This window comes from Embleya sp. NPDC001921 (assembly GCF_053594475.1).
In genome coordinates, this window is the sequence record NZ_JBSFEO010000012.1 from 141933 (window position 1) to 163883 (window position 21951).

Here is a 21951-nt window from a genome sequence, read left to right on the forward strand (position 1 = left end):
TGGTGGCGTCGCTTCGGTTCAGGGGTGCCCGTGGGTCACCGAGCAGTGGTCCGCCCCGTCCCGGCGGATCCGGCTCGTGCTCCCGTCGGCCCACGTCACATCCACGCCCGACGCCGTCGCCAGCACTCGCGGCGCCGCGACGGGCGCGGCGTCCGCCCAGGTCAGTGACAGCACCGTGACCAGCGGGCCGGCGGCCACCGTGCCCTCCAACACGGCGAGTGCGGCGACCTCGCCGAACGCGGTCCCGTGCGGCGCCGAGTCGACGCGGGCCCGGTCCCAGCCGTGCGCGCCGGTCAGCGTGCTGTGTACCGACGCGGCGGCCACCCGCGCGCCGAGGCCGTCGGCCGTGGACCGCAACGCGTCGCGGGAGGAGGTCGCCGGCGCCCACCCGCTCTCGCGCACGGCGGTGCCCTCGGGCGCCCGGACGTGGTGCACGCGTACCTCGTACGGACCGCGCGCCACGCTGATCGACACGATCCGGGTGTCCGGCACCGGCTGCCCGGCGAGCGTGGGCAGGTGTGCCGAGGCCGCCCACCCGGGGCCGGCGCCCAGCGGCTCGATCCGGCCGCGTCCGGTCGTCCCGCCGGCCAGGACGAGCCCGATGTGGTTGTCCGCCGGATCGCCCTCCCGGGTCGGGCCGGTCAGCGTCGAGTAGGCCAGCCGGGCGTACAGCGGATCGTCCGGGTCGATCCCGGCGGTCGGCGTGGTCGCCGCGACCGGCTGATGGTCGGCGCCGTGGTTGACCAGCCGTCCCACGCCGTGCCCGGAGTGCACGAGCAGGCCGGGGCCGGGCAGGCCGAGTGCGGGGTCGACGTCCGTGTCCTCGGCCGGCCCGGCGCACTCCCTGGCGGTCCACACCTCGTGCCGCTCGGGCAGCAGCAGGCCGACGAAGCCCTTGGCCGCCCAGTACGGCGACGCCGAGCCCGAGTACGCCTGCACGGTCGCCGGGTCCGGGCCGTACCAGCCCAGTGAGAGCAGGCCGTCGCGGGCCGCGCCGCGGTCCAGGAAGTGCCGCAGCACACCGCTCGCCAGCCGCCGGGTGGTGCCCGGCGGGTACGGCGTGGCGTCCACCAGCGCGCCCAGCCACAGCGGGGCCGCCGCCGCGAACCGGTAGGTCAGCGAACGCCCCTGGTGCAGCGGCGCGCCGGTGCGGTCGAAGAGCCGGCCGTAGCCGGTCAGGAACTCGCGCAGCCGCTCGCGCCGGACCGGATCGGCCGGTGTGCCCGCGACCGCCGCGCACAGCAGCGGGTACAGGTGCATCGCCCAGCCGTTGTAGTGGTCGAAGTAGCGTCCGGCCCCGTCGCTGTACCAGCCGTCGCCGACGTACCACTTCTCGATCCTCGCCAGACCCCGGTCGATCGCGGCTCGGGCCTCGTCGCGATGCCTGTCGGCCGCCTCCAGGAAGGTGCCCACCGCGACCGGGAAGAGCCACCAGTTGTTGTCCACCGGCTCGTGCCGCAATGCGCCCGCGAGCCAGTCGGCCGCCCGCTCGCGGGTGGACTCGTCGAGCCCGTCCCACAGTTGATCCTTCGTCAGGTGCAGGGCCAGGGCCACCGACGCGGCCTCGACCATCGCCTGACCGCGGTCGACCACGGCCGGCCAGGACTCGGGATCCGCCGTGCCCGGTGCGGCCGTTCCCGTGCGCAGGCCGTCGGCGTACGGCTCCAGGAGGCCCGCCGGGACCGTTCGGCCGGAGGCGGCGGTGCCGGCCGCGCGCAGTGCCGCGAGCAGGAACGTGCGGGCGTAGCCCTCCAGTCCGTCCGAGCGCTCGCCGGACCAACTCGTGCGCCCGGGAAGGGTGATCAGCGCGCCGCCGGGGGAGCGGTACGGGCGCACCGCGGCGAGCAGGCCGTCGGCCACCGCCTCCCAGTGCGCGCGGGTCCAGCCGGTGTACGGGCTCAGCGCGCGATCCTCCGGGGGAAGCACGAAGGGGTGCGGTGTGTTCACGGATCTCCTCGACTGGACGCGCGCGGCCGTCGACACGCTGACGCGCGCGGCCGTCGACACGCTAGGCGGGGTCGATCGATCAGGTCAAGAGTCGGTTTGATCGAACGATCCTTTTCAATCAAAATCGAATGGCGATGCCCTAGGCTGAGGCGGCGGCCGGACAGCAGCCGGACGCAGGGGGGTGCGGCCCGGTCCGGGCCGTGCGCTGAACGGAAGGACGACGTCCACGGTGTTGGCGGAACAGCGGCAGGAACTCATTCTCAGGACGGCCCGCGAACAGGGCAGCGTCAAGGTGGTGGAGATCGCCGAGGAACTGGGCGTGTCCCTGGTCACCGTGCGGCGCGATGTCACCGCCCTGGTGGCGAGCGGCCTGTTGGCCCGGGTGCACGGCGGCGCCACCCTTCCGCATGCCCGCCCGTCCGCGCCGGAGCCGGCCCGGCCGCCCGCGAACGGCCACGACGGCCCGACGGTGGGCATGCTCGTACCCTCCGCCACCTACTACTTCCCGGAGGTCGTGCGCGGCGCCCGGGACGCGGTCGAGGCGATCGGTGGCCGGCTGGTGCTGGGCATCTCGCGCTACCTGCCCAGCGAGGACCGGGACCAGGTGGACCAGTTGTTGCGCGGCGGCGTGGACGGGCTGCTGCTGACCCCCTCGCGCGCGCCGGGGCCGGGCGGGGAGGACGCCTGGATGGGGCGACTGCCGGTGCCCGTGGTGCTGGTGGAGCGGCGCGCCGAGATCGGTTCCGGGCTCGAACACCTGGACCGGGTGGCCTCCGACCACGCGCTGGGCGCGGCGCAGGCGGTCCGCCGACTGGGCGGGCTCGGCCACGAGCGCATCCTGCTGGTGGCCCGGGTCGGCAGTCCCACCACCCCGGCCGTGCACGCCGGCTACACCGCCGCGATGGCCGCGCTGTCGTTGACCCCGCCGGATCCGGCCGGGGTGCGGACGCCGCATCCGGGCGAGGACGCGGACGGCTTCGACCGGGCGGTCACCCGGGTGATCGAGGCGGCCCGCACGGGGGCCGCCACCGCCGCGCTGGTGCACAACGACCAGGACGCGCTGCTGCTGGTGTCCCGGCTGCGCGCGGCGGGGTTGGAGGTGCCCGGTGACCTGGCGCTGATCGCCTACGACGACGAGGTGGCCGCGCTGGCCGATCCGCCGCTGAGCGCGATCGCGCCGGCCAAGCACGAGGTCGGCCGGATCGCGGTCGAGTTGCTCGCCGCGCGGTTGGCCGACGGCGACGACGGGCGCGCGCCCCGACACATCTCGCTGGTGCCCAGGCTGCGGCCGCGCGCCACCACGGAGCCGGGTGCCGCAGAGCCGAGCGACCCGAAGTCGACCGGCCCGGTGCCGACCGACGAGAGCGATCAGATGGACCAGACCGACCAGACCGACCAGACCGACCAGACCGACCAGACCGACCAGACCGACCCGATCCGAGCGAGCGAAAGCGAACGAGCCATTCTGTGATCGAACGATCATAGCGAGTTTCGTTTTTCATCGATTGTTCATTTGCTCTTGACGCTGTTCGCTCCTGACCGAATGATGCTCGCTATCGCCTTCGATGCAGGTTCGACCCAGGAGCATCCATGCAGCGCACATCCATCAGAGTCGGCACGGCTCTGGTCGGCATAGTCACCGCCCTGAGCCTCGTCACCGGTTGTGGCGGCGGCGACGACAAGAAGAAGGACGCCGGCGCCGCCCCCACCGCGGGCGGCGGCCCGGGCCAGAAGCAGGAGCTCACCTTCTGGTCCTGGACCAAGGGCACCCAGGAGGTCGTGGACGCGTTCAACAAGTCGCACCCCGACATCCAGGTCAAGTACGAGCAGATCCCCTCCGGCAACGCCGGCGGCTACGCGAAGATGGCCAACGCGGTCAAGGCGGGCAACGCCCCCGACGTGCTCACCATCGAGTACCCGCAGCTCCCCGACTTCGTCAGCCAGGGGGCCGTGCAGGACCTCTCGTCGAAGGTATCCGGCCTCAAGTCGAAGTTCCCCGCGTCGGTCAACAAGCTGACCGAGCTCGGCGGCAAGACCTGGGCCGTGCCGCTGGACGCGGCGCCGATGGCGCTGTACTACCGCAAGGACTTCTTCACCGACCACAACATCCCGGTGCCCAAGACCTGGGACGAGTACCGGGCCGCCGCCGAGCAGGTCAAGAAGGCCGACCCGAACGCGCGGATCGGCACCTTCTACCCGGACGACCCCAGCACCATGGCCGGGCTGACCTGGCAGGCCGGCGGCTCGTGGTTCGGCACCGAGGGCGACGCCTGGAAGGTCTCGCTGACCGACCCGAACTCGCGCAAGGTCGGCGAGTACTGGAACAAGCTCGTCTCCGACGACCTGGTGCGCGTGCAGCCCTCGTTCAGCCAGCAGTGGAACGCCGACCTCAAGAGCGGCGGCACGGTCGGCATCGTCGGCGCCTCGTGGAGCGCGGGCGTGCTCAAGAGCAGCCAGCCCGACCTGGCCGGCAAGTGGGCGGTCGCGCCGCTGCCGGACTGGGGCACCCCGTCCAACGGCATGCTCGGCGGCTCGACCTTCGCGGTGAGCAAGGACAGCAAGAAGACCAAGGCCGCGCTCACCTTCATCGAGTGGATGACCACCACCAAGGAGGGCATCACCGCGCGGATCGCCAGCGGCACCTCCAGCGCGTACCCCGCCGCCACCGAGCTGGTGCCCACCGCCGCGCAGTCCTTCGACACCGGTTACTTCGGCAAGCAGGACATCTACCCGCTGTTCACCGAGGCCACCGGGAAGATCGGCACCGGCTGGACCTGGGGCCCGTCGATGACGCAGACCAACACGATCCTCAAGGACCAGTTCGGCAAGCTCTCCAGCGGCGGCAGCATCGTGGGCGCCCTGGAAGAGGCCCAGAAGACCACCGTCGAGGACCTGAAGAAGCGCGGCATCTCGGTCAAGAGCTGACCGCTCGCCCGCGAAGGGGCGAGAGCCGAACGCCCGCGAAGGGGCGAGAGCGGACCGCTCGCCCCGCGAGGCCGCCCTTCGGCCCGACCCGTGATCCGCAGGCCCCCGGTGCGCTCCGCGCCACCGCGTACCGGGGGACCGCCACGAGGAAGCAGTTCCATGAACACATCCCTGCGCGCCGGACGCCGGCGCCGGAAGACCACCGCCGCGCTGTTCCTGACCCCGTTCTACGCGCTGTTCATCGCCACCATGGTCGTGCCGATCGGCTACGCGATCTGGCTCAGCCTTTTCACCGAGAAGACCTCGGGCCTGGGCTTCGGCGGCACCAGACGTGTGTTCAGCGGCTTCGGCAACTACGCCGACGCGCTCGGCGACGAGAAGTTCCGCGACGGCTTCGTCGCGATCGGGCTGTACTGCCTCCTCTACATCCCGGTGATGGTCGGTACCGCGCTCGTGCTGGCCCTGCTGCTGGACTCGGCGCTGGCCCGGGCCCGCCGGTTCTTCCAACTCGCGCTGTTCCTGCCGCACGCGGTCCCGGGCATCATCGCGGCGCTGATCTGGGTCTACCTCTACACCCCGGGCCTGAGCCCGGTTGTCGAACTGCTCGAATCCGGCGGCATCCACTGGGACTTCCTGGCCTCGGACACCGCACTGTTCTCGATCGTCAACATCGCCACGTGGGAGTGGATCGGCTACAACATGATCATCTTCTACGCCGCGCTCCAGGCGATCCCGCGCGAGGTGGTCGAGGCGGCCACGGTGGACGGTGCCGGGCCGGTGCGCATCGCGGTCTCGGTGAAGATCCCGATGATCCGCGCCGCCGTCGCGATGACGATGTTGTTCACCATCATCGGCTCGCTGCAACTGTTCACCGAGCCGTCCATCCTCAGCGACGCCAACCCCGCCGTGGGCAGCTCGTGGACACCCAACATGTACGCCTACTCGGCCGCCTTCCGCGCCAACGACTTCGGCCTCGCGGCGGCGGCATCGGTGCTGCTCGCCGTCTTCGCCGCGGCACTGTCGTTCGGCGTCACCCGCCTGTCGTCCGGACGGAGGACCGCATGAGCACCACCGTGCAACAACCGGACGGGGCCGCGGCCCCCGCGCCCGCGCCGACCCGCGCACCCGCGGCCAAGCCCGCCCGCCGCCCGCGCGCCAAGGGCCGCGCCACCGAGGCGCTGATGGGCAAGGTCGCCGTCAACGGCGCCCTGGTACTGGTCACGCTCTACATGATGTTGCCGCTGGCCTGGCTGCTGATCGCGGCGACCAAGGACATGGGCGGCCTGTTCGGCGGCGACGGCTTCGCGTTCGAGGGGTTCCACTTCACCGAGAACGTCAAGGCCGTCAGCACCGAGAGCGACGGCATCTACTGGCGCTGGTATCTCAACAGCCTGCTCTACGCCGGCGTCGGCGCGGCGCTCGGCTCGTTCGTCAGCGTGCTCGCCGGCTACGCGTTCGACAAGTTCGACTTCCCCGGCAAGGAGAAGTTGTTCGGCGGCGTGCTACTGGGCGTGCTCGTGCCCACCACCGCCGTCGCGCTGCCGCTGTACCTGCTCGCGTCCAAGGTGGGCCTGGTCAACACCTTCTGGGCGGTGTTCATCCCGGTCATCGTCAACCCGTTCGGGGTCTACCTGGCCCGGGTGTTCAGCGCCGGGTACGTTCCCGGCGAGGTGCTCGAAGCCGCCCGGATGGACGGCGCCGGCGAGATCCGGACCTTCTTCGGCGTCGCGCTGCCGATGATGATGCCGGGCTTCGTGACCATCTTCCTGTTCCAGTTCACCGCGATCTGGAACAACTTCTTCCTGCCCCTGGTGATGCTCTCCGACCAGAAGCTCTACCCGGTCAGCCTGGGCCTGTACTCGTGGAACACCAACGCGCACGCCTTCCCCGAGTTCTATCCGCTGGTGATCACCGGATCGCTGATGGCCGTGGTTCCGCTGGTCGTCGCGTTCGTCTCGCTCCAGCGCCACTGGCGCTCGGGGCTCTCCGCGGGGAGCGTCAAGTGAGCAACGGCACCACCCGATTCGAGTCCGCCGGCGGTACGGGCGCGCCGCGCCGGCACCGGCCGCGACTGCTGCTCGCGATGGACCCCTCCGTGGCCGCGCGCATCCTCGACACCGAGGCGCGGGCCCGGCTGAGCACGCTGGCCGACGTCGATCCCGACCTGATCGCCGCCGACTTCGACACGCCGGCCGTCGCCGCCGCGCTGGCCGAGGCGGAAGTACTGTTCACCTGCTGGGGCAGCGCGCCCCTGGACGCGGCGGTACTGGCCCGGGCCCCGCGCCTGCGCGCGGTGGTGCACGCGGCCGGTTCGGTCAAGCACCACCTCACCGACGCCGCCTGGGAGCGCGGCCTGACCGTCTCCTCGGGAGCCTCGGCCAACGCGCTGCCGGTGGCCGAGTACACGGTCGCCGCGGTGTTGTTCGCCAACAAGAAGGTGCTGCGGATCCGGGACGCGTACCGCGCGGAGCGGCGTCTGGTCGACTGGGACGCGCGCTTCCCGGGGTTCGGCAACTACCGGCGCACCATCGGCATCGTCGGCGCCTCGCGGATCGGCCGCCGGGTGCTCGAACTGCTCCGCCCGTTCGACTTCGAACTGCTGCTGCACGACCCGTACGTGAGCGCCGAGCAGGCCCAGGTACTGGGCGCGCGTCGGGTGGACCTGGACGAACTGGTCGAGCGCTCGGATGTGGTCAGCGTGCACGCGCCCGAACTGGAGTCCACCCGGCACCTCCTGGACCGTCGCCGACTGGCGCTGATGCGGGACGGCGCGACGCTGATCAACACCGCGCGGGGCTCGCTCGTGGACCAGGCCGCGCTCACCGAGGAACTGGTGGCCGGCCGCCTCGACGCGGTCATCGACGTCACCGAGCCGGACGTCCTCCCCGCCGCCTCCCCGCTGTACGACCTGCCGAACGTGCTCCTGACCCCCCACATCGCCGGCTCCCTGGGCGGCGAACTCCGCCGCATGGTCGCCCTGGCCCTCGACGAACTCGACCGCTACACCAGGGGCCTCCCCTTCGCCCACGCGGTGGAACCAGCCAGCCTCACCCACTCGGCCTAACAGGCCCACGAACGCCGGCCGAGTCCAAACCCGACCCGGCCGGCGTTCGGAGTCGCCCAGGACCCCCCGCACGGTCCGGCTGAACCCCACCGGGCCGGCGTTCGGAGTCGCCCAGGACCACTCCTTCGCAAGGTCCGGCTGCACCCCACCCGGCCGACGTTCGGAGTCACCCAGGACCACTCCTTCGCAAGGTCCGGCCAATCCCGACCCGGCCGGCGCCGCGACCACCCGAAGCAACCAATTCGGAAGGTCACGCCTATCCAGCCCGGCCGGCGTTTGAGGCCACCTGAGGCAACCGATCCGCGAGGTCCGCCGAAAGAGATTCAGCCCGGCCGGCGTTTGAGGCCGACGCGGCCCGACCGATGCCGAACGTCGGCCGAAACGAAGGGCGTCGGGGACCTCGCCCAGACAACTTCCGGCCCCAGCCGGAGGCACATGCACGACCCCCCAGACCGGAGGTCACATGCACGGCACCAGACCCCTGACCCTCGCCCTCTCGGCGACCCTCCTGGCCACCACGGTCGGCCTCGTCTCGGCCCAAACCGCGAGCGCCACAGCCACAGCCACGGCCACGGCCACGGCCACGGCCACGACCGCGCCCACGGCCACGACCGCGCCCACCACCACGTACGTGGATTGCGGCGCCGGCCGACCGAACGCCACCGGGACCTCGCCCGAGGACCCCCTCGGCGACCTGACCCTGGTCAACACCCGCACCCACCAACCCGGCGACCGCATCCTCCTGCGCGCCGGCACCCTGTGCACCGGAACCCTCACCCCGAAAGGCTCGGGCGCCCCGGGCAACCCCATCACCATCGGCGCCTACGGCGAAGGCCCGCGTCCCGTGGTCCAAGGCACCGGCGGCCCCTCCACCGTGCGCCTGGTCGACCAGAGCTGGTGGACCGTACAGGGCCTGCACGTGACCAACCCGGCGCCGACCCAGGCCCTCCGTACCGGAGTCCAGATCGACACCACCACCCCCGACCGCAAGTACGGGATCGTGCTGCGCGACCTGGAGGTCTCCGACGTCGCCGGCTGGAGCGACAAGACCGGCGCCAACGCGGGCTGGTTCTCCGCCTCGGCCGGCATCGTGGTGCTCGGCCGGGCGACCGCCGGACCGATCGAGGGCCTCACCATCGCCGACAACCAGGTGCACGACACCGGTGGCGGCGGCATCAAGATCTCGGTCAAGCCCGCCGACTTCCACCGCGACGTCCTGATCCGGGCGAACACCATCCGCAGCGTGGGCGGCGACGGGATCGTGGTGCACGGTTCGGACGCGCCGCTGGTCGAGTACAACCTCTTCGACGACGGCGGAGGCGGCAAGTACCCCTACGTCAACGGCAACTTCGCCGGGATGTGGCCGATCAACTCGCGCGACCCGGTGTTCCAGTACAACGAGGTCACCCGGCAGCGGCCGTCCATCTTCGACTCCACCGCGTGGGACTGCGACGGGGCGATCACCGGCTCGTGCACCTACCAGTACAACTACTCGCACGACAACGGCGGTGGCTTCTACCTCGGTTGCCAGAACTGCACCGCGTTCGGCAACTTCCACGCCACCCAGATCCTGCGCTTCAACATCGCCCAGGACGACTGCCGGATCCGGGCCAACGCGTCGGGCGACAACACCAGCCCGCTGCGGATGTACAACAACACGTTCTTCTGCCCGAGCAAGAAGCTGGACGTCGAACTGCCCAACGGGCCCTCGGCGAACACGCTCGTCGCCAACAACGTGTTCGTGGCCGGTCAGGGCGCGCTGCCCACCGGGGCGGGCGTCACCTACCAGGCCAACGTCTACCACGGCGGCTTCACCGCGCCGACCGGTGACACCTCGGCGGTGACCGCCGATCCCGGCCTGGCCGCTCCCGGCACCGCGACCGGCCGCGAGGACGCGGGCGGTTACCGGCTGCTCGCCGGATCTCCCGCGCTGGGCACCGGAGTCGCGATACCCGGCATCGGCTCGCGCGACTACTTCGGCAACCCCGTCGCGGCCGGCGGGGCGGGCGTCAACCGGGGTGCGTACAACGGCCCGGCGGTGAGCGCGCCGCTGTATCCGTCGATCGCCGCCGCGTACAACAACGTCGGAGTCGGCGACGACGCCAACCCGAACACCGGTGGCCTCGGACTCTCCGGGCGCAGCTACTCCGGACCCGCGCTGGCGGCGGCCGGATACGTCCGGGGCGGTACGGTCAGCGCGGGCGGCGCCGCGTTCACGTGGCACCCGCGCGCCTACGGTCTGCCGGACAACGTCAAGGTCGCCGGCCAGCGGATCGCGCTCACCGGCAGCGGCAGCCGCCTGGTGGTGCTGGGCGCGGGTGCCTACGGCGCGCAGAGCGGCACGGTCACCGTCGCCTACACCGACGGCACGTCGACGACGGCGACGCTCGCCCTGGGCGACTGGTGGAGCACCGCGGCGGGCGCCTCCGATCAGGTCGCGGTCCGGGCCGCCTATCACCACAAGCCGCAGACCGACTACCGCAATCCGGCCACGGCGCGCTCCGAGGAGGACGTCACGGTACGCGTCGCGTCGCTCGCCATCGACCCCGCGCGGACCGTGGCGTCGGTGACGCTGCCGGCGGGCAGCCCGATCGCGGGACCCGGACTGCACGTGTTCGACCTGAAGGTCGTCTGATGTCCAGCCGGGGACGGGCCGTGCGGCCACCGCGCGGGACCGGGTCGCGGGCGGACGACGTAGGTCGTCGTCGGCGACGCGTGCTCGGCCGGCCCGCCGTACTCGCCGCGTCGATCGCGGTCGTCGGCGTGGGCGTCCTGGTGGCCCTGCTCGGCCCGTCCCCGGTGTCCGGACGGGCGACACCCGACCACAACTCCGTTCCCACCCGCGGCTCGGCCTCGCCGTCCGCCGTCGTGGATCGGGCCGCGGTGGTCGCGACGGTGGACGAAGTACCGCTCACCGCTGCCGAGTTGCGTCGGGCCGCAGCGCGATTGCGGGCCGAGGTGGTGGCGGAGCTCCCGATCGCCGGTGCGCGTGCCGACTATTGGCGTACCCCGGTCGCGGGTCGCACACCGCACGAGGCGTTGCTGGAGCGGTCCTTGCGCGCGGCCGTCGTGGAAGCGGTGCTGCGCCGCTGGGCCCGGCAGGCCGGTGTGTCGACCGACCCGTCCGAGGCGGGCTTCCGGAGCCGCCTGGACGCCGAGAACGCCCGCCGTGCGGCGGCCCGGGCCCAAGGGCGCCCGATGCCGGGTGTGCCGAGCTATGACGAGGACGGCTTCGCGCGCAACGAGGCGGCCGAACTCTCCGCTGCGCTACGGGAGTCGCTCGCCGACGGGGTGGACCTGTCCGAGTCCCGGCTGCGCGACCGGTACGCCGAACTGCTCGCCGCCGCCTCGCCGTCGGCCGGGGCACCGCCTTTCGACCAGGCCCGCGAACGCCTTCGACTCGACCTCCTGTCGGCCGCGTTCGACCGCGAACTGGCTCGACGGGCCGCCGCCGCCCGGGTCGTGCCGCTGCCGAACGCCGACACGGTGATTCGCGCGGTCGAGTAGGCGAGTGGCCTCGATGTGTGCGGTGGTGCCGGCGGTGCGTGCTCCGTACGGCACCACCGGGTCCGGCCGGTCCGGCACCACCGGGTTTCCGGTTCGGCACCACCGGGTCTTTCCGGCCGGCCCTACGCCGGATGGGCGGGGCTCTCGGTGTGCGTCGCGTCCTTCGCGGCGGTGAAGGTCACGTCGGCGGCGTGGGCGATGATTTCGACCTCGTCGCCCAGGGCCCATTCGGCCACCCGGGAGACCATGTGGGCCGGGACCGCCTCGCTGATTCCGGGCGCGGCGGGGATGTCGTACGTGGCGTGGGCGTCGTGGGGCAGCACCACCCGGTGATCGCGTTCCAGTGCCGCGCGTGCGGTGGCGCCGACGCACATCTCCGACATCACTCCGCATACGGCCAGGTCCGTGACGCCGGCCCGGGTCAGCAGGTCCTCCAGCGGTGTGCCGTCGAAGCCGTCGTCCTCGGTCTTGCGCACCACGAACTCGCGCGGACCGGGCCGTACCGGCAGGCTCAACTCCCACCCGGGTGTGCCGACTTCGTCGTCCGCCCCGACCGGCCCGTCGTTTTGCAGGTGCACCACCAGTGCGCCGCTCGCCCGGGCCCGGTCGACCAGCGCGGCGGCCCGGTCCACCACCCGCTCCGCCGCCGGTACCGCGCCGGCACCGGTGACGAACGCCTTCTGGACGTCGACGACGATCAGGGCCGACACGGGTTCCGTCTTCTGCGTCATGGCACCCCATCCTGCCCGGTGGCCGGCTCGGCCGAACCGACGGGGGTTGTCGACCGATGCGGCGCTGCGGCCGGGTGGTCGGGGTGACCCGCCCCGGGACATCGGTCGCGCATGCGGCGCGGGCCGCGCCCTGTCCCGCGTCCGCCGGCAGCACCCGCGACGCGACCCCGACGCGGTGGGACTGTGCGTCACCGGGTTCGCGGGAAGGCCCCAGCCGGGCGACCGGTGCCGGGTGGCGGGGCGGGACTACTCGTTCGGGGCCGAGCCCGCCCCGTCGGGCCCGGCGCCGGATGGGGGGTGCGGTGGCGTGGGGTCCGTGTCGACGAGAGCGCTGATCACCCGGTCCAGGGTGGCCAGGTCGGCGGGCGCGAGGTCGCGCAGGGACTTGGGGGGCTCGTCCAGAATGCCGCGCGCGATGCGGGCCAGGCGCAGGCCCTCCGGGGTCGCGGTGAGCATGCGCTGCCGGCGGTCGTCGGGGTGCACGGTGCGCTCGATCAGGCCGCGGCGTTCGAGATCGTCGACGACCAGCGTCGTGTAGGGCTTGTCGGTGGACAGCCGCGCGGCCAGTTCACGCATGGACAGCGGACCGGCGGCGACCCGGCGCAGCGCCTTGACGCGGACGAAGCTCAGCCCGGTGGCCTCGGTGACCTCGCGGCGGCGGTCGTGGCGTTCCACGACCAGGGCGCGCATCCCGATCCAGACCCGTGCCGCGGTGTCGGCGGGGGTATCGCTCGCGGTGTCGCGCGCGGGGGAAGCGTTCATCGGCTCACGTCCGTCGTATCCCGTGCCTCGGCGGGCGGGGCCGCGGGCATCAGTTCCGCGCCCGTGCGCTCGGCCGTGCGCCGGGCCCAGCGGCCCGTGGTGAGCATACCGAGGCCCGCCACGGCGACGCCGCAGCCCACCACGATCCACCACCCGGTGTGCGTCGCGGCGGCCAGGCCGGGGGCGCCGGGGGCGCCCAGGACGGAGGCCATCGTGGCGCCGACCACCGCGACTCCGAAGGCTTGGCCGACCTGGCGACTGGTGGAGGCGATCGCGGCGGCGACGCCTGCCTGGGCGCGCGGCATCCCGGACACCGCGGTGTTCGTGATCGGCGCGTTCACCAGTCCGAATCCACTGCCGAATAGGGCGTAGGCGGTGAGCAATCGAGCGGTGGAGGTGTCCTCGCCGAGTCCGACCAGCAATCCGGCACCGGCCGCCATCGTGAGGCCGGCGGCGATCAGCGGCAGGCGCGGGCCCACCAGGGTGAGCAGCCGCCCGGAGATCGGCGAGCACACGACGGTCGCCAACGCCATCGGCAGCGTGTGCAGACCGGCCTCGGTGGGCGAGAAGCCGCGCGCGTCCTGGAGGTAGAGCGTGTTCAGGAAGAGGAATCCGGACATCGACGCGAACGCGCACACCGCGATCAAGGTCGCGCCGGCGAACGGCACGCTGCGGAAGAAGCGCAGGTCGATCAGGGGCTCCGGGCGCCGGGGTGCCCAGCGGAGCAGGCCCGCCACGCAGCCGGCGGCGAGGGTGAACAGCGCGATGATCGGGGGTGAGGACCAGCCCGCCTCGGGACCTTCGATGATGGCGTAGGTCAGGGACAGCAGGAACGCGAACACCAGTGCCTGGCTGACCGGGTCGGCGCGCCTGGGGCGCGCCGCCTTGGACTCGGGGACGAACAGCGCGGTGAGCACGATCGCGGCGAGTGCGACGGGCAGGTTGATCCAGAACACCGAGCGCCAGCCGGCCGAGTCGACCAGGGCGCCGCCCACGATCGGCCCGAGTGCCATCGCCACTCCGACCACCGCGCCCCACACGCCGATCGCGCGGGCGCGTTCGCGGGGCTCGGTGAAGGTGTTGGTGACGATCGACATCGCGACGGGGGTGAGCATGGACCCGCCGACGGCCTGCACCACCCGGAATACGATCAGCCACTCGAGACCGGGGGCCAGGCCGCACAGGAGCGAGCCCACGGCGAACAGCACGAGTCCGGTTTGGAAGACCCGGCGCCGGCCGATGCGATCGGCGGTCGAGCCGGCGAGCATGAGCAGTGCGGCCAGCACGAGCGTGTAGGCGTCGATGGTCCATTGCAGTTGGGACACCGAGGCGTCCAGGTCGCTGCGGATCGCCGGCAGGGCGATGTTCAGGATGGTGTTGTCGAGCCCGACGATGAACAGGCTCAGGCAACAGGTCACCAGGACGACCACCTTCCCGCGCCGACCGGCCGACCCGTCGCCGCCGCCGTCCCGGGATCCGGCCGTGCTTTCGGCGGAGGACATGGACCACCCCAATCGTTATAGCAGTACAACCATTACTGTTGTACAACCAAATGGAGCGGGTGGTCAACCGATGGCCGGTTCCCCCCACGCCTCGGTTCGTGGGCCGGGGGAGCGGGCCGCCGTTGGGTCGACTCGTCGGGTGCGGGCGTTGACAGGGCGCCGGCAAGAGAGGTGAATGGAAGCGGAACCCCCGTTCCCCCGAACGGCGTTCCGCTGGTTGGCGGTCGCGGGTCACGCCTGCGCGTCGGGCCACGTCGCCCGCGTGTACAACCGTGCGCAGTCGTCCACGGCCGCGCCCTTGGGGCCTTGGGGCCTCGGCGCCCGCAAGTCCGCATGCCCTCGCAGTGTCAGGAAGGGCTCCGATGTACTCGTGCCCGAGTTTCACCGTCACCACCGTCCTGACCGACTCGTCGGCCGTGGTCACCGTGATCGGCGAGATCGACGTGGACGCCGTACCCGAACTCGCATTCGCCCTCGATCGATGCCTCGACCAGCGGCCCGGTGCTCTTCGGCTGGACCTGAGCGCGGTGCGGTTCTGCGACTGCGCCGGCTTGAACGCCCTGCTGCGGGCTCGGCTGCGCGCGCGAGGGGTCGGTACGACCCTGGTCCTGTACGGCGTTACCCCGGTGGTGGCACGGCTGTTGGTACTGACCGAGACCGAGGGGCTGTTCGGGAGACGGATCGCGGCCTGACCCCTCGCGCCGGGGGTCGTGGGCTCTGCCCCGACCGGCGCACCCCGACCCGGCGGTGCCGAGCCGAGAGTGCGCCTTCGAGCCGAGAGTGCGCCTTCGAGGGTCGCGAGCCCGCCGCCGTACCCGAATCACCCGACACGCTCGGGCCTTTGCCGACCCGTCGGGATCGCCCCGGGGCGCCCTCGATCCGTGTTTCCCGATCCGCGTTTCCCGATTCGTGTGCCGAAGGGCCGTCACACTTTCCCGGCGGGGTCCGTCAAGGCTGTGTCGAGCACACCGGGGCAGCCGGAAGCCGGACTTCACAGAGGGAGACAACCATGGAGACTCGTTCGAGGATCGCCGTCGTCGGAGCGACCGGGCGGGCCGGGCGGCACGTCGTCGAGGTCCTTCGCGAGCGGGGCCGCGAGGTCGTCCCGATCTCCCGGTCGGTCGGCGTGGACGTGATCAGCGGTGACGGTCTGGAAGCGGCGTTGGCCGGTGTCGAGTGCGTCATCGACGTGTCCAGCACGCCGTCGCCGGAGCAGCGCGAGGCCACCGAGTTCTTCACCACCTCGGCCCGCAACCTGCAGGAGGCGGGTGCCAAGGCGGGCGTGCGCCGGATGGTGGTGGCCTCGATCATCGGCATCGACGCGTCGGTCGCGGGCTACAACGCGGCCAAGCTGGCCCACGAGCAGGCGGTGCAGGACGGTCCGGTCCCGGTGCGGATCCTGCGCGCGGCCCAGTTCCACGAATTCGTGGAGGAGTTGGCGAACTGGGGGCTCCAGGGCGACGTGTGCTTCGTGCCGAGGATGCGCACCCAACTGGTGGCCGCGCGCGCCGTCGCGGAGAGCCTGGTGGACCTGGCCACCGACCCCGAGCCGACGGCGGCGCGGGCCGGGGCGCCGTTCCCGGAGATCGCCGGTCCGCGCGAGGAGAACCTCGCCGAGATGGCGAAGCTGGTGTTGGCGCGGCGCGGTCGGGACGTACGGATCGAAGAGGTGAGCGACCCGGCCAACCCGGACCGCGACCTGTTCGAGAACGGCGGCCTGCTGCCCGGCCCGCACGCCCGGCTCGCCGGCCCGACCTACGCGGACTGGCTCGACGCCCGGGCGTGAGCCCGCTCTCGGGCGGGTGTGGGAACGGGCGTGGGCCCGGGCCCGGCGCGGGACGCGCGGGGCCTGGGGTTCGACGTATCGAGTGGGTGGGTCGCCGACGACCCGCCGGTCGGGCAGGGGTGCCCGGGTCGTCGGGTCGTCGGGTCTGCGGTGCTCGGCCGTCGGGTCGCTCGGCTCAGGCGGCGGGTGCCCGGCGGGTGTTCCAGATCTCGCGTTCGGCGCCCTGGGGGTCGCGGACGACGCGCGGGATGGTGTCCCACACCATCGTGTCGCGGTGCTCGTGGGTGTAGCGCGGCCACTGGGCACCCGGGTCGAGGTCGCGGATGAAGGCGACCCAGGCCCCGTGCATCGCGTCGGCCAGCTTCTGCGGGGCGTCGGGGCCGGTCGCGTTCTCCGCGCCCTCGGCGGCGAGCAGGTCGAAGGCGAACGGCAGGTCGAGGCAGTGGAACGCCTTGCCGCCGAACATCGGCGCGGTGGACAGCCATTCGAACGTGTACAGCCAGGTCGGCCGCTCCTGACCCGCGCGGGCCTCGGCGATCGAGACGGCGGCGCCCCGGAACAGCGTGTCGGTGAGCGCCTGGCCGATCACCTGGGCGGGGGTCGCGCCCTCGTGCAGGGCGAGATAGGCCTCGATGCCCTCGGGCGGCAGGCCGACCGAGCCGAGGATGCCCATGGCGGCCTCGATCGGGGCGTCCGGCATGCCGAACTCGGCGGCGGCGTTGAACTCGTGGTGGGTCGCGCCGAGCATCAGCGGCGCGGGTGTGGCCGAACCGTCGCGGAAGGCCGCGTGTACGTCCTCGGGGACCAACGCGCCGTCGGTGAACGGCGCCAGGAGCAGTCCGGGCAGCGCCGGGGAACCCTCCTCGGGCGCGGTGACCAGGTCTTGGAGCCGCTGCATCTCGTCGTGCGAGACTTCGCGCAGCGCGGCGGCGGTCGCGGGCAGACCGGTGCGGGCGGTGAAGAGTTCGGACACGGCGAGGCCGGCCGCGCGGCTCTGCGGCTCCATCACGGCGCCGGAGACCGAGATCGCGGCTCGGAAGAGGTCGTGCGCGGACGGGGTGACCATCAGCGTCTGTACCGCGCCGCCGCCCGCCGACTGACCGGCGATGGTGACCTTGGCCGGGTCGCCGCCGAAGGCCGCGATGTTGTCCCGGACCCAGCGCAGCGCGGCGATCCAGTCCAGGACGCCGCGGTTGTCGGGGGCGCCCTCCAGGTGCAGGAATCCCTCGATGCCCAGCCGGTAGCCGAGCGAGACCAGGACGACGCCGTCCCGGTTGAACGCGCTGCCCTCGTACCAGGGGCTGGCGGCGGAACCGGCGACGAAGCCACCGCCGTGGATCCAGACCAGGACCGGCAGCCCGGCGTTCGCGTCGCTGTCCGTGTCCCGGTCCGGGTTCGTGCCCGTGTCCGTGCCCGGGTTCGGGTCCGTGCCCGTGCCCGTGCCCGTGCCCGGGTCCGTGCCCGGGTTCGGGTTCGGGTTCGCGCTCGGGTTTGGGGTGAACACGTTGACGCTGAGTACGTCGTCACCGGGGATCGAGGGCTCCGGAATGATCGTCGGCCCGTCGCCGAAGCTGCGGCGCTGGGCGGTGGGGCCGTACGCGGTGGCGTCCAGCGGCTCGGTCCACGCTTCGGGGGCCTCGGGCGCGGCGAAGCGCAGGTCGCCGACGGGGGGCTTGGCGTACGGAATGCCCAGGAAGCGGGCGGACCGGCCCTGCCACGAACCGCGGACGGGGCCGAGGGTGGTGGTGACGAGCGGCTGGTTGGACACGGGTTCATCCTTTGCGCGGAGGGGTCGAGCGGCCCACGCGGGGGCGAGTCCCGAGCGGTCCATGGCTGAGTATCGACCCCGGCTTGTAAATATTACAAGACTTGAATTAATTAGTGTCGGTCCATGCGGCCTCGAAGCCGCGGTGGCGCCGAGGCACGGTGCCGGCCGGCTTCGGTGCCGCTTGGCCTCGGTGCCGCCCGATGCCGATGTCGACCGGCCCGATGTCGACCGGCCCGATGTCGACCGGAAGCGTCCGGATTCGACTGGGGCAGAATCGGTCGGGTGAACACCCCCGCCCCCACCGACACCGCCGCGGTTCGGCGTCACAATCTCGCCCTCGTGTCGCGCGAGATCGCCGCGCACGGCCCCTGTGCGCGAACCGAGGTCGCGACGGCCACCGGCCTCGTGCCCGCCTCGGTCACCGGCCTGGCCGCCGACCTGATCGGGCGCGGGCTGGTGGCCGAGGTCGGCTCCGCGTCCACCGGGGGGCGGGGTCGGCCGCGCCGGTTGTTGCGCCTGGTGCCGGGGCGGGTGGTGGCGATCGCGGTACAGGTGACCCTGGAGCGGGTCGAGGTGATGGCCGCGGACCTGGCCGGCACCGTGGTGCACCGCACGTCCGTGCCGCATCACGCGCCGTTCGGCGATCCCGAACCGCCGGCCGCCGTGCTCGCGCGCGAGATCGGCCGGGCCGAGGCGGTGGTGCGCGCCCGGCCCGACGTGCATCTCGCCCGGGTGGTGATCGCGATGGCGGGGCCGGTGACCGGACCCGGCCACACCGTTGCCGCCGCGATCGACTTCGGCTGGTCCCGGACCGACCTGCGCGCGTTGGTGCTGGCGCACCTGCCCGACCTCGCCTGCCCGCTCGACGTGGTCAACGACGCGAACGTCGCGGCCCTGGCCGAGTACCACGCCCGGGCCGAACAGGGCGGCGAACTCCCGTACGCCGTCGCGTACATCAAGGCCGACACCGGTGTCGGCGGCGGCTTGGTGGTGGACGGCCGGATCCACACCGGTACGCACGGCACGGCCGGCGAAGTGGGCCATATCCCGCTCGCGTTCGACGGCCCCGACTGCCCGTGCGGCGCGCGCGGGTGCCTGGCGATGTACGTCGGGCCCGAGCCGCTGACCACCGCCGCCGGGCTCGCCGACCTCGCCGCACGGGACGGGATCGACGCCGCCCTGGCCGAACTCGACCGCCGACTGCACGCCGGCGACGCGCGGGCGGTCGACGCGCTCGCCGTCGCGGGCCGCGCGGTGGGCGCGGCGGTGCTGGCGATCTCGGGACTCGTGGATCCGGGCGAGGTGATCCTGGGCGGCTACCTGGCGACGTGGCAGGCCTGGCTGACCCCCGGCGTCGACGCCACACTGGCCGGCCGCCGCGCGCTCACGCCACGCCTGCAACCCGCCATCGTCACAGGCGTGTTGGGCCCGGATGCGACGCTCCGCGGAGCACTCCGGATCAGTCGGGAGTCGACCCTGGCCAACGCGGCCGACGTCCCGCCGCTGGTCGACACGACCCCGACGACCTGACGTCGCCCGCGCGTGCTCTCGGGCCTCGGGGGGCGACCGAAGCCCGCTTCCGACCCGCTTCCGACCCGCTTCCGACCCGCTTCGACCTGCCTCCGATCCGCTTGCGATCCCACGCCGACCGGCACGTTCACCCTGCTCCGGACGGGTGAACCCACTTCGAGTCGCCCGTGCCGTCCCGTGCCCGACCCCATGCTGAGCCTGCGGTCGCAATCGGCGGTCGGGATCGAGGGGGCACGCGTGCGCAAACGCTTCGGAGTCATGGTCGCGGCGGCGTTGTTGGTGGTGGCCGCGGCCGTGCCCGCGCACGCCCGGCCCGCGCTGCCGGACGCCACCGACGGTGCCTACCTGAACGAGATGTTGACCGCGATCAACACCTACCGGAGTCGGCACGGCGCGCCGGCCGCGCGGTTCGATCCGGAGCTGAACGCCTACGCGAAGCAGCGCGCGGCGCAGATCTCGGCCTTCGAGGGACTCTCGGAGGAACATCGCGGGCTGGACCCCGACACGGGCGAGACGCTCTATTGGGGCGGCGGCACCGCGCCGGGCCCGGTCTCGGCCCGAGCGGCGGCGCAGGCCTGGTACGACGAGGTCGCCGCGTACGACTTCGAGGCGGGCCGATTCAGCGGCGCCACGGGCAACTTCACCCAGTTGGTCTGGAAGGGCAGCACCAGGATCGGCGCGGCCCGCTCCGCCGGTCGCGGCTCGAAATGGTACGAGACGTACATCGTGGTCAACTGGCAGGCCCCGGGCAATGTGACGGGTTCCTTCACACGCAACGTGGCACCGGCCCGCTGACGCGAGGCAACGGCGGTACGCCCGTCGGCCCGTCGGCCCGTCGGCCCGTCGGCCGGTCAAGGCCGATCGGTGGTCCGAGCTGGGCTCGGGGCCCGAATCCGTCGCGGTGGACCGAGTGTTCGTCGTGGCCCGAATCCCGGTTGTGGCGAAACAACCCCTTCGGGTTGGTCGTTGCCGGGGCATGCGTCATCCTCCCGAGGCCGCGCGCCCGGTCTTCCCCGTCGGCCACAGCGCCGCGCTCGCCGCGAGTGGTGGCAGCAGGGCGACGAGGGCCAGGGCCCGCGCCGGGTGCATCGTCTCGGACAGCGCGCCGACCGCCGCCGCGCCCATCCCGCCGCCGACGAAGTAGACCTGGTTGAGCAGTCCGACCGCGCCGCCGCGCACGGCGGGGTCCACCAGGGTGGCGACCCGCCCGGTGGTGACGACCTGGCTCACCGCGAAGGCCACGATGCACAGCGACGCGGCCACCACGATCACCGCCGCGCCCGAGCTCAGGCCCACCGCGAGCAGGCCCGCCGAGGCCGCCGCCGTGGTCGCCGCGAACAACCCGCGCCCGTGTGATCCCACCGCCCGACGGGCGAGCACGAAGCCGATCAGGCCGCCGGGCAGCAGCGCCGCGCCGACCTGGAGCACGCTCCACCCGTACTCCCGGACCAGCAGTTGCGGCGCCGCGTACATCACCGAGAACAGCGCGCCGAACACGCCGATCCCCATCACCGCCGTGAGCACGATCGTGCGGTCGCCGATCAGCGCGCGCGGCACGAAACCGTGCGGTCGGCGCCGGGTCCACCAGGTCAGCGTGCCCAGGGCGAGCGCCGCGCCGGCGCCCAGGGCCGACACCGCCGGCGTGCCCAGGGACAGCGTGGGGGACTGGATCAGCACCAGCGATGCGGTGGCCGTGACCGCGACCAGCCCGGCACCCACCGCGTCCACCGCACGGCGCGAACCGGTTCCGGCGCGGCGGATCAGCGGCAGGCACAGGGCGATCACCGGCAGGGACAGCGCGGGCAGTACGAGCGTGGCCCGCCAGCCGATCCACTCGGTCACCACGCCACCGATCAGGGTGGCGCCGGCCCCGAAGACCGCCATCGTGCCGCCGAAGCCGCCCAGGATCCGGGCCCGCCGGGCCGGATCGGCGGCCACCGCGAGCGCCAGCGCCGCGGAGACCATCGCCCCCGAACCGGCCGCCGCCAGGACCCGACCGGCGACCAGGACACCGAGGTTCGGCGCGCCCAGGCACACCGCCATGCCCAGCCCGAGCAGCGCGCCGCCCGCCGACAGCGAGAACCGCACGCCGCGCGCGTCCGCGAGCCGGCCGAACACGGCCGTCCCCATGCCGAGCGCGAGCGCGTGCGCGGTGAGCACCCAGCCGACGGTCGTCGGCCCGGCGTCCAGCGCGCGACCCACGTCCGGCAGCGCGACCCCGGCCGAGGTGACCCCGAACACCGAGGGTCCGCCCAGCAGTCCGAGCCGAATCCCCTCCCCGCGAATCGCACCGGGCTCCGCTGCCGTCCGGACCGGCACCGGCACCGGCACCGGCCCCGCGTCCCCGGGACTCCCGTGCGGCGTCGCCTGCTTCGTCGTCACGACCGTGCTCCTCGTCCGCGCTGCCGCCGGGGTGTACTCGACCATCG

Annotated in this window: 17 protein-coding genes; 11 read left to right on the forward strand and 6 right to left on the reverse strand. The window is 72.9% G+C overall.

The window, feature by feature from the left end; translation table 11 throughout:
- Positions 1-18: 18 nt before the first annotated feature.
- Positions 19-1947, reverse strand: a complete 1929-nt coding sequence (locus ACWCPW_RS16880) for a DUF2264 domain-containing protein (protein WP_449762308.1) — start codon at positions 1945-1947, stop codon at positions 19-21.
- A 229-nt stretch (positions 1948-2176) separates the two neighbouring features.
- Here ACWCPW_RS16880 and ACWCPW_RS16885 point away from each other — a divergent pair, with 229 nt between their 5' ends.
- The 7 genes from ACWCPW_RS16885 to ACWCPW_RS16915 all read left to right on the forward strand — a co-directional run bounded on the left by ACWCPW_RS16885 (position 2177) and on the right by ACWCPW_RS16915 (position 11443).
- Positions 2177-3418 carry a substrate-binding domain-containing protein gene (locus ACWCPW_RS16885; protein ID WP_449762309.1) on the forward strand — a complete coding sequence of 414 codons (1242 nt, stop codon included), beginning with the start codon at positions 2177-2179 and terminating at the stop codon, positions 3416-3418.
- 119 nt (positions 3419-3537) lie between these two features.
- Positions 3538-4872: an ABC transporter substrate-binding protein gene (locus ACWCPW_RS16890; RefSeq protein ID WP_449762310.1), complete on the forward strand. Its 1335-nt coding sequence runs from the start codon at positions 3538-3540 to the stop codon at positions 4870-4872.
- Positions 4873-5031: 159 nt separating this feature from the next.
- Positions 5032-5937, forward strand: a complete 906-nt coding sequence (locus tag ACWCPW_RS16895; RefSeq protein ID WP_449762311.1) for a carbohydrate ABC transporter permease — start codon at positions 5032-5034, stop codon at positions 5935-5937.
- Positions 5934-6878, forward strand: a complete 945-nt coding sequence (locus ACWCPW_RS16900; RefSeq protein ID WP_449762312.1) for a carbohydrate ABC transporter permease — start codon at positions 5934-5936, stop codon at positions 6876-6878. The genes ACWCPW_RS16895 and ACWCPW_RS16900 overlap by 4 nt, the downstream gene beginning before the upstream one ends.
- Before the next feature lie 77 nt (positions 6879-6955).
- Positions 6956-7936, forward strand: coding sequence for a hydroxyacid dehydrogenase (locus tag ACWCPW_RS16905; RefSeq protein WP_449762373.1), 981 nt, complete (start codon positions 6956-6958; stop codon positions 7934-7936).
- A 463-nt stretch (positions 7937-8399) separates the two neighbouring features.
- A complete protein-coding gene (locus tag ACWCPW_RS16910) occupies positions 8400-10571 on the forward strand; it encodes a right-handed parallel beta-helix repeat-containing protein (protein ID WP_449762313.1) in 2172 nt (723 codons plus the stop codon).
- The gene (locus tag ACWCPW_RS16915; RefSeq protein ID WP_449762314.1) at positions 10571-11443 is read left to right on the forward strand and encodes a hypothetical protein; all 873 of its coding nucleotides are present in this window, start codon (positions 10571-10573) and stop codon (positions 11441-11443) included. The genes ACWCPW_RS16910 and ACWCPW_RS16915 overlap by 1 nt, the downstream gene beginning before the upstream one ends.
- 122 nt (positions 11444-11565) lie before the next feature.
- Here ACWCPW_RS16915 and ACWCPW_RS16920 read toward each other — a convergent pair whose 3' ends face one another.
- The 3 genes from ACWCPW_RS16920 to ACWCPW_RS16930 form a co-directional block, all read right to left on the reverse strand.
- Positions 11566-12174: an isochorismatase family protein gene (locus tag ACWCPW_RS16920; protein WP_449762315.1), complete on the reverse strand. Its 609-nt coding sequence runs from the start codon at positions 12172-12174 to the stop codon at positions 11566-11568.
- Positions 12175-12420: 246 nt separating this feature from the next.
- The gene (locus ACWCPW_RS16925; protein WP_449762316.1) at positions 12421-12936 is read right to left on the reverse strand and encodes a MarR family winged helix-turn-helix transcriptional regulator; all 516 of its coding nucleotides are present in this window, start codon (positions 12934-12936) and stop codon (positions 12421-12423) included.
- Entirely contained in the window at positions 12933-14438 is a 1506-nt protein-coding gene (locus tag ACWCPW_RS16930; RefSeq protein ID WP_449762317.1) for an MFS transporter, read from the reverse strand. The genes ACWCPW_RS16925 and ACWCPW_RS16930 overlap by 4 nt, the downstream gene beginning before the upstream one ends.
- 362 nt (positions 14439-14800) lie before the next feature.
- Between ACWCPW_RS16930 and ACWCPW_RS16935 the strand changes: the two genes are divergently transcribed.
- On the forward strand, positions 14801-15130 hold the full coding sequence (locus ACWCPW_RS16935) for an STAS domain-containing protein (RefSeq protein WP_449762318.1): 330 nt from the start codon (positions 14801-14803) through the stop codon (positions 15128-15130).
- Positions 15131-15447: 317 nt separating this feature from the next.
- The gene (locus tag ACWCPW_RS16940; RefSeq protein ID WP_449762319.1) at positions 15448-16224 is read left to right on the forward strand and encodes an SDR family oxidoreductase; all 777 of its coding nucleotides are present in this window, start codon (positions 15448-15450) and stop codon (positions 16222-16224) included.
- 175 nt (positions 16225-16399) lie between these two features.
- Here ACWCPW_RS16940 and ACWCPW_RS16945 read toward each other — a convergent pair whose 3' ends face one another.
- On the reverse strand, positions 16400-17992 hold the full coding sequence (locus tag ACWCPW_RS16945; RefSeq protein WP_449762320.1) for a carboxylesterase/lipase family protein: 1593 nt from the start codon (positions 17990-17992) through the stop codon (positions 16400-16402).
- Positions 17993-18274: 282 nt separating this feature from the next.
- On the opposite strand from ACWCPW_RS16945, the gene ACWCPW_RS16950 reads away from it, so the two are divergent.
- Together ACWCPW_RS16950 and ACWCPW_RS16955 are read left to right on the forward strand one after the other, a co-directional pair.
- Positions 18275-19522, forward strand: a complete 1248-nt coding sequence (locus ACWCPW_RS16950) for an ROK family protein (protein WP_449762321.1) — start codon at positions 18275-18277, stop codon at positions 19520-19522.
- A 237-nt stretch (positions 19523-19759) separates the two neighbouring features.
- Entirely contained in the window at positions 19760-20317 is a 558-nt protein-coding gene (locus ACWCPW_RS16955) for a CAP family protein (RefSeq protein ID WP_449762322.1), read from the forward strand.
- Positions 20318-20503: 186 nt separating this feature from the next.
- On the opposite strand, the gene ACWCPW_RS16960 is transcribed toward ACWCPW_RS16955, so the two are convergent.
- Entirely contained in the window at positions 20504-21904 is a 1401-nt protein-coding gene (locus tag ACWCPW_RS16960) for an MFS transporter (protein ID WP_449762323.1), read from the reverse strand.
- Between the last annotated feature and the right edge of the window lie 47 nt (positions 21905-21951).

Bases quoted from the DNA above. Each gene is read 5' to 3' on its own strand.
- ACWCPW_RS16930 (WP_449762317.1), bottom strand. From the start codon at position 14,438: ATGTCCTCCGCCGAAAGCACGGCCGGATCCCGGGACGGCGGCGGCGAC.
- ACWCPW_RS16940 (WP_449762319.1), top strand. From the start codon at position 15,448: ATGGAGACTCGTTCGAGGATCGCCGTCGTCGGAGCGACCGGGCGGGCC.
- ACWCPW_RS16890 (WP_449762310.1), top strand. From the start codon at position 3,538: ATGCAGCGCACATCCATCAGAGTCGGCACGGCTCTGGTCGGCATAGTC.
- ACWCPW_RS16910 (WP_449762313.1), top strand. From the start codon at position 8,400: ATGCACGGCACCAGACCCCTGACCCTCGCCCTCTCGGCGACCCTCCTG.
- ACWCPW_RS16900 (WP_449762312.1), top strand. From the start codon at position 5,934: ATGAGCACCACCGTGCAACAACCGGACGGGGCCGCGGCCCCCGCGCCC.
- ACWCPW_RS16920 (WP_449762315.1), bottom strand. From the start codon at position 12,174: ATGACGCAGAAGACGGAACCCGTGTCGGCCCTGATCGTCGTCGACGTC.
- ACWCPW_RS16935 (WP_449762318.1), top strand. From the start codon at position 14,801: ATGTACTCGTGCCCGAGTTTCACCGTCACCACCGTCCTGACCGACTCG.
- ACWCPW_RS16915 (WP_449762314.1), top strand. From the start codon at position 10,571: ATGTCCAGCCGGGGACGGGCCGTGCGGCCACCGCGCGGGACCGGGTCG.
- ACWCPW_RS16895 (WP_449762311.1), top strand. From the start codon at position 5,032: ATGAACACATCCCTGCGCGCCGGACGCCGGCGCCGGAAGACCACCGCC.
- ACWCPW_RS16905 (WP_449762373.1), top strand. From the start codon at position 6,956: ATGGACCCCTCCGTGGCCGCGCGCATCCTCGACACCGAGGCGCGGGCC.
- ACWCPW_RS16925 (WP_449762316.1), bottom strand. From the start codon at position 12,936: ATGAACGCTTCCCCCGCGCGCGACACCGCGAGCGATACCCCCGCCGAC.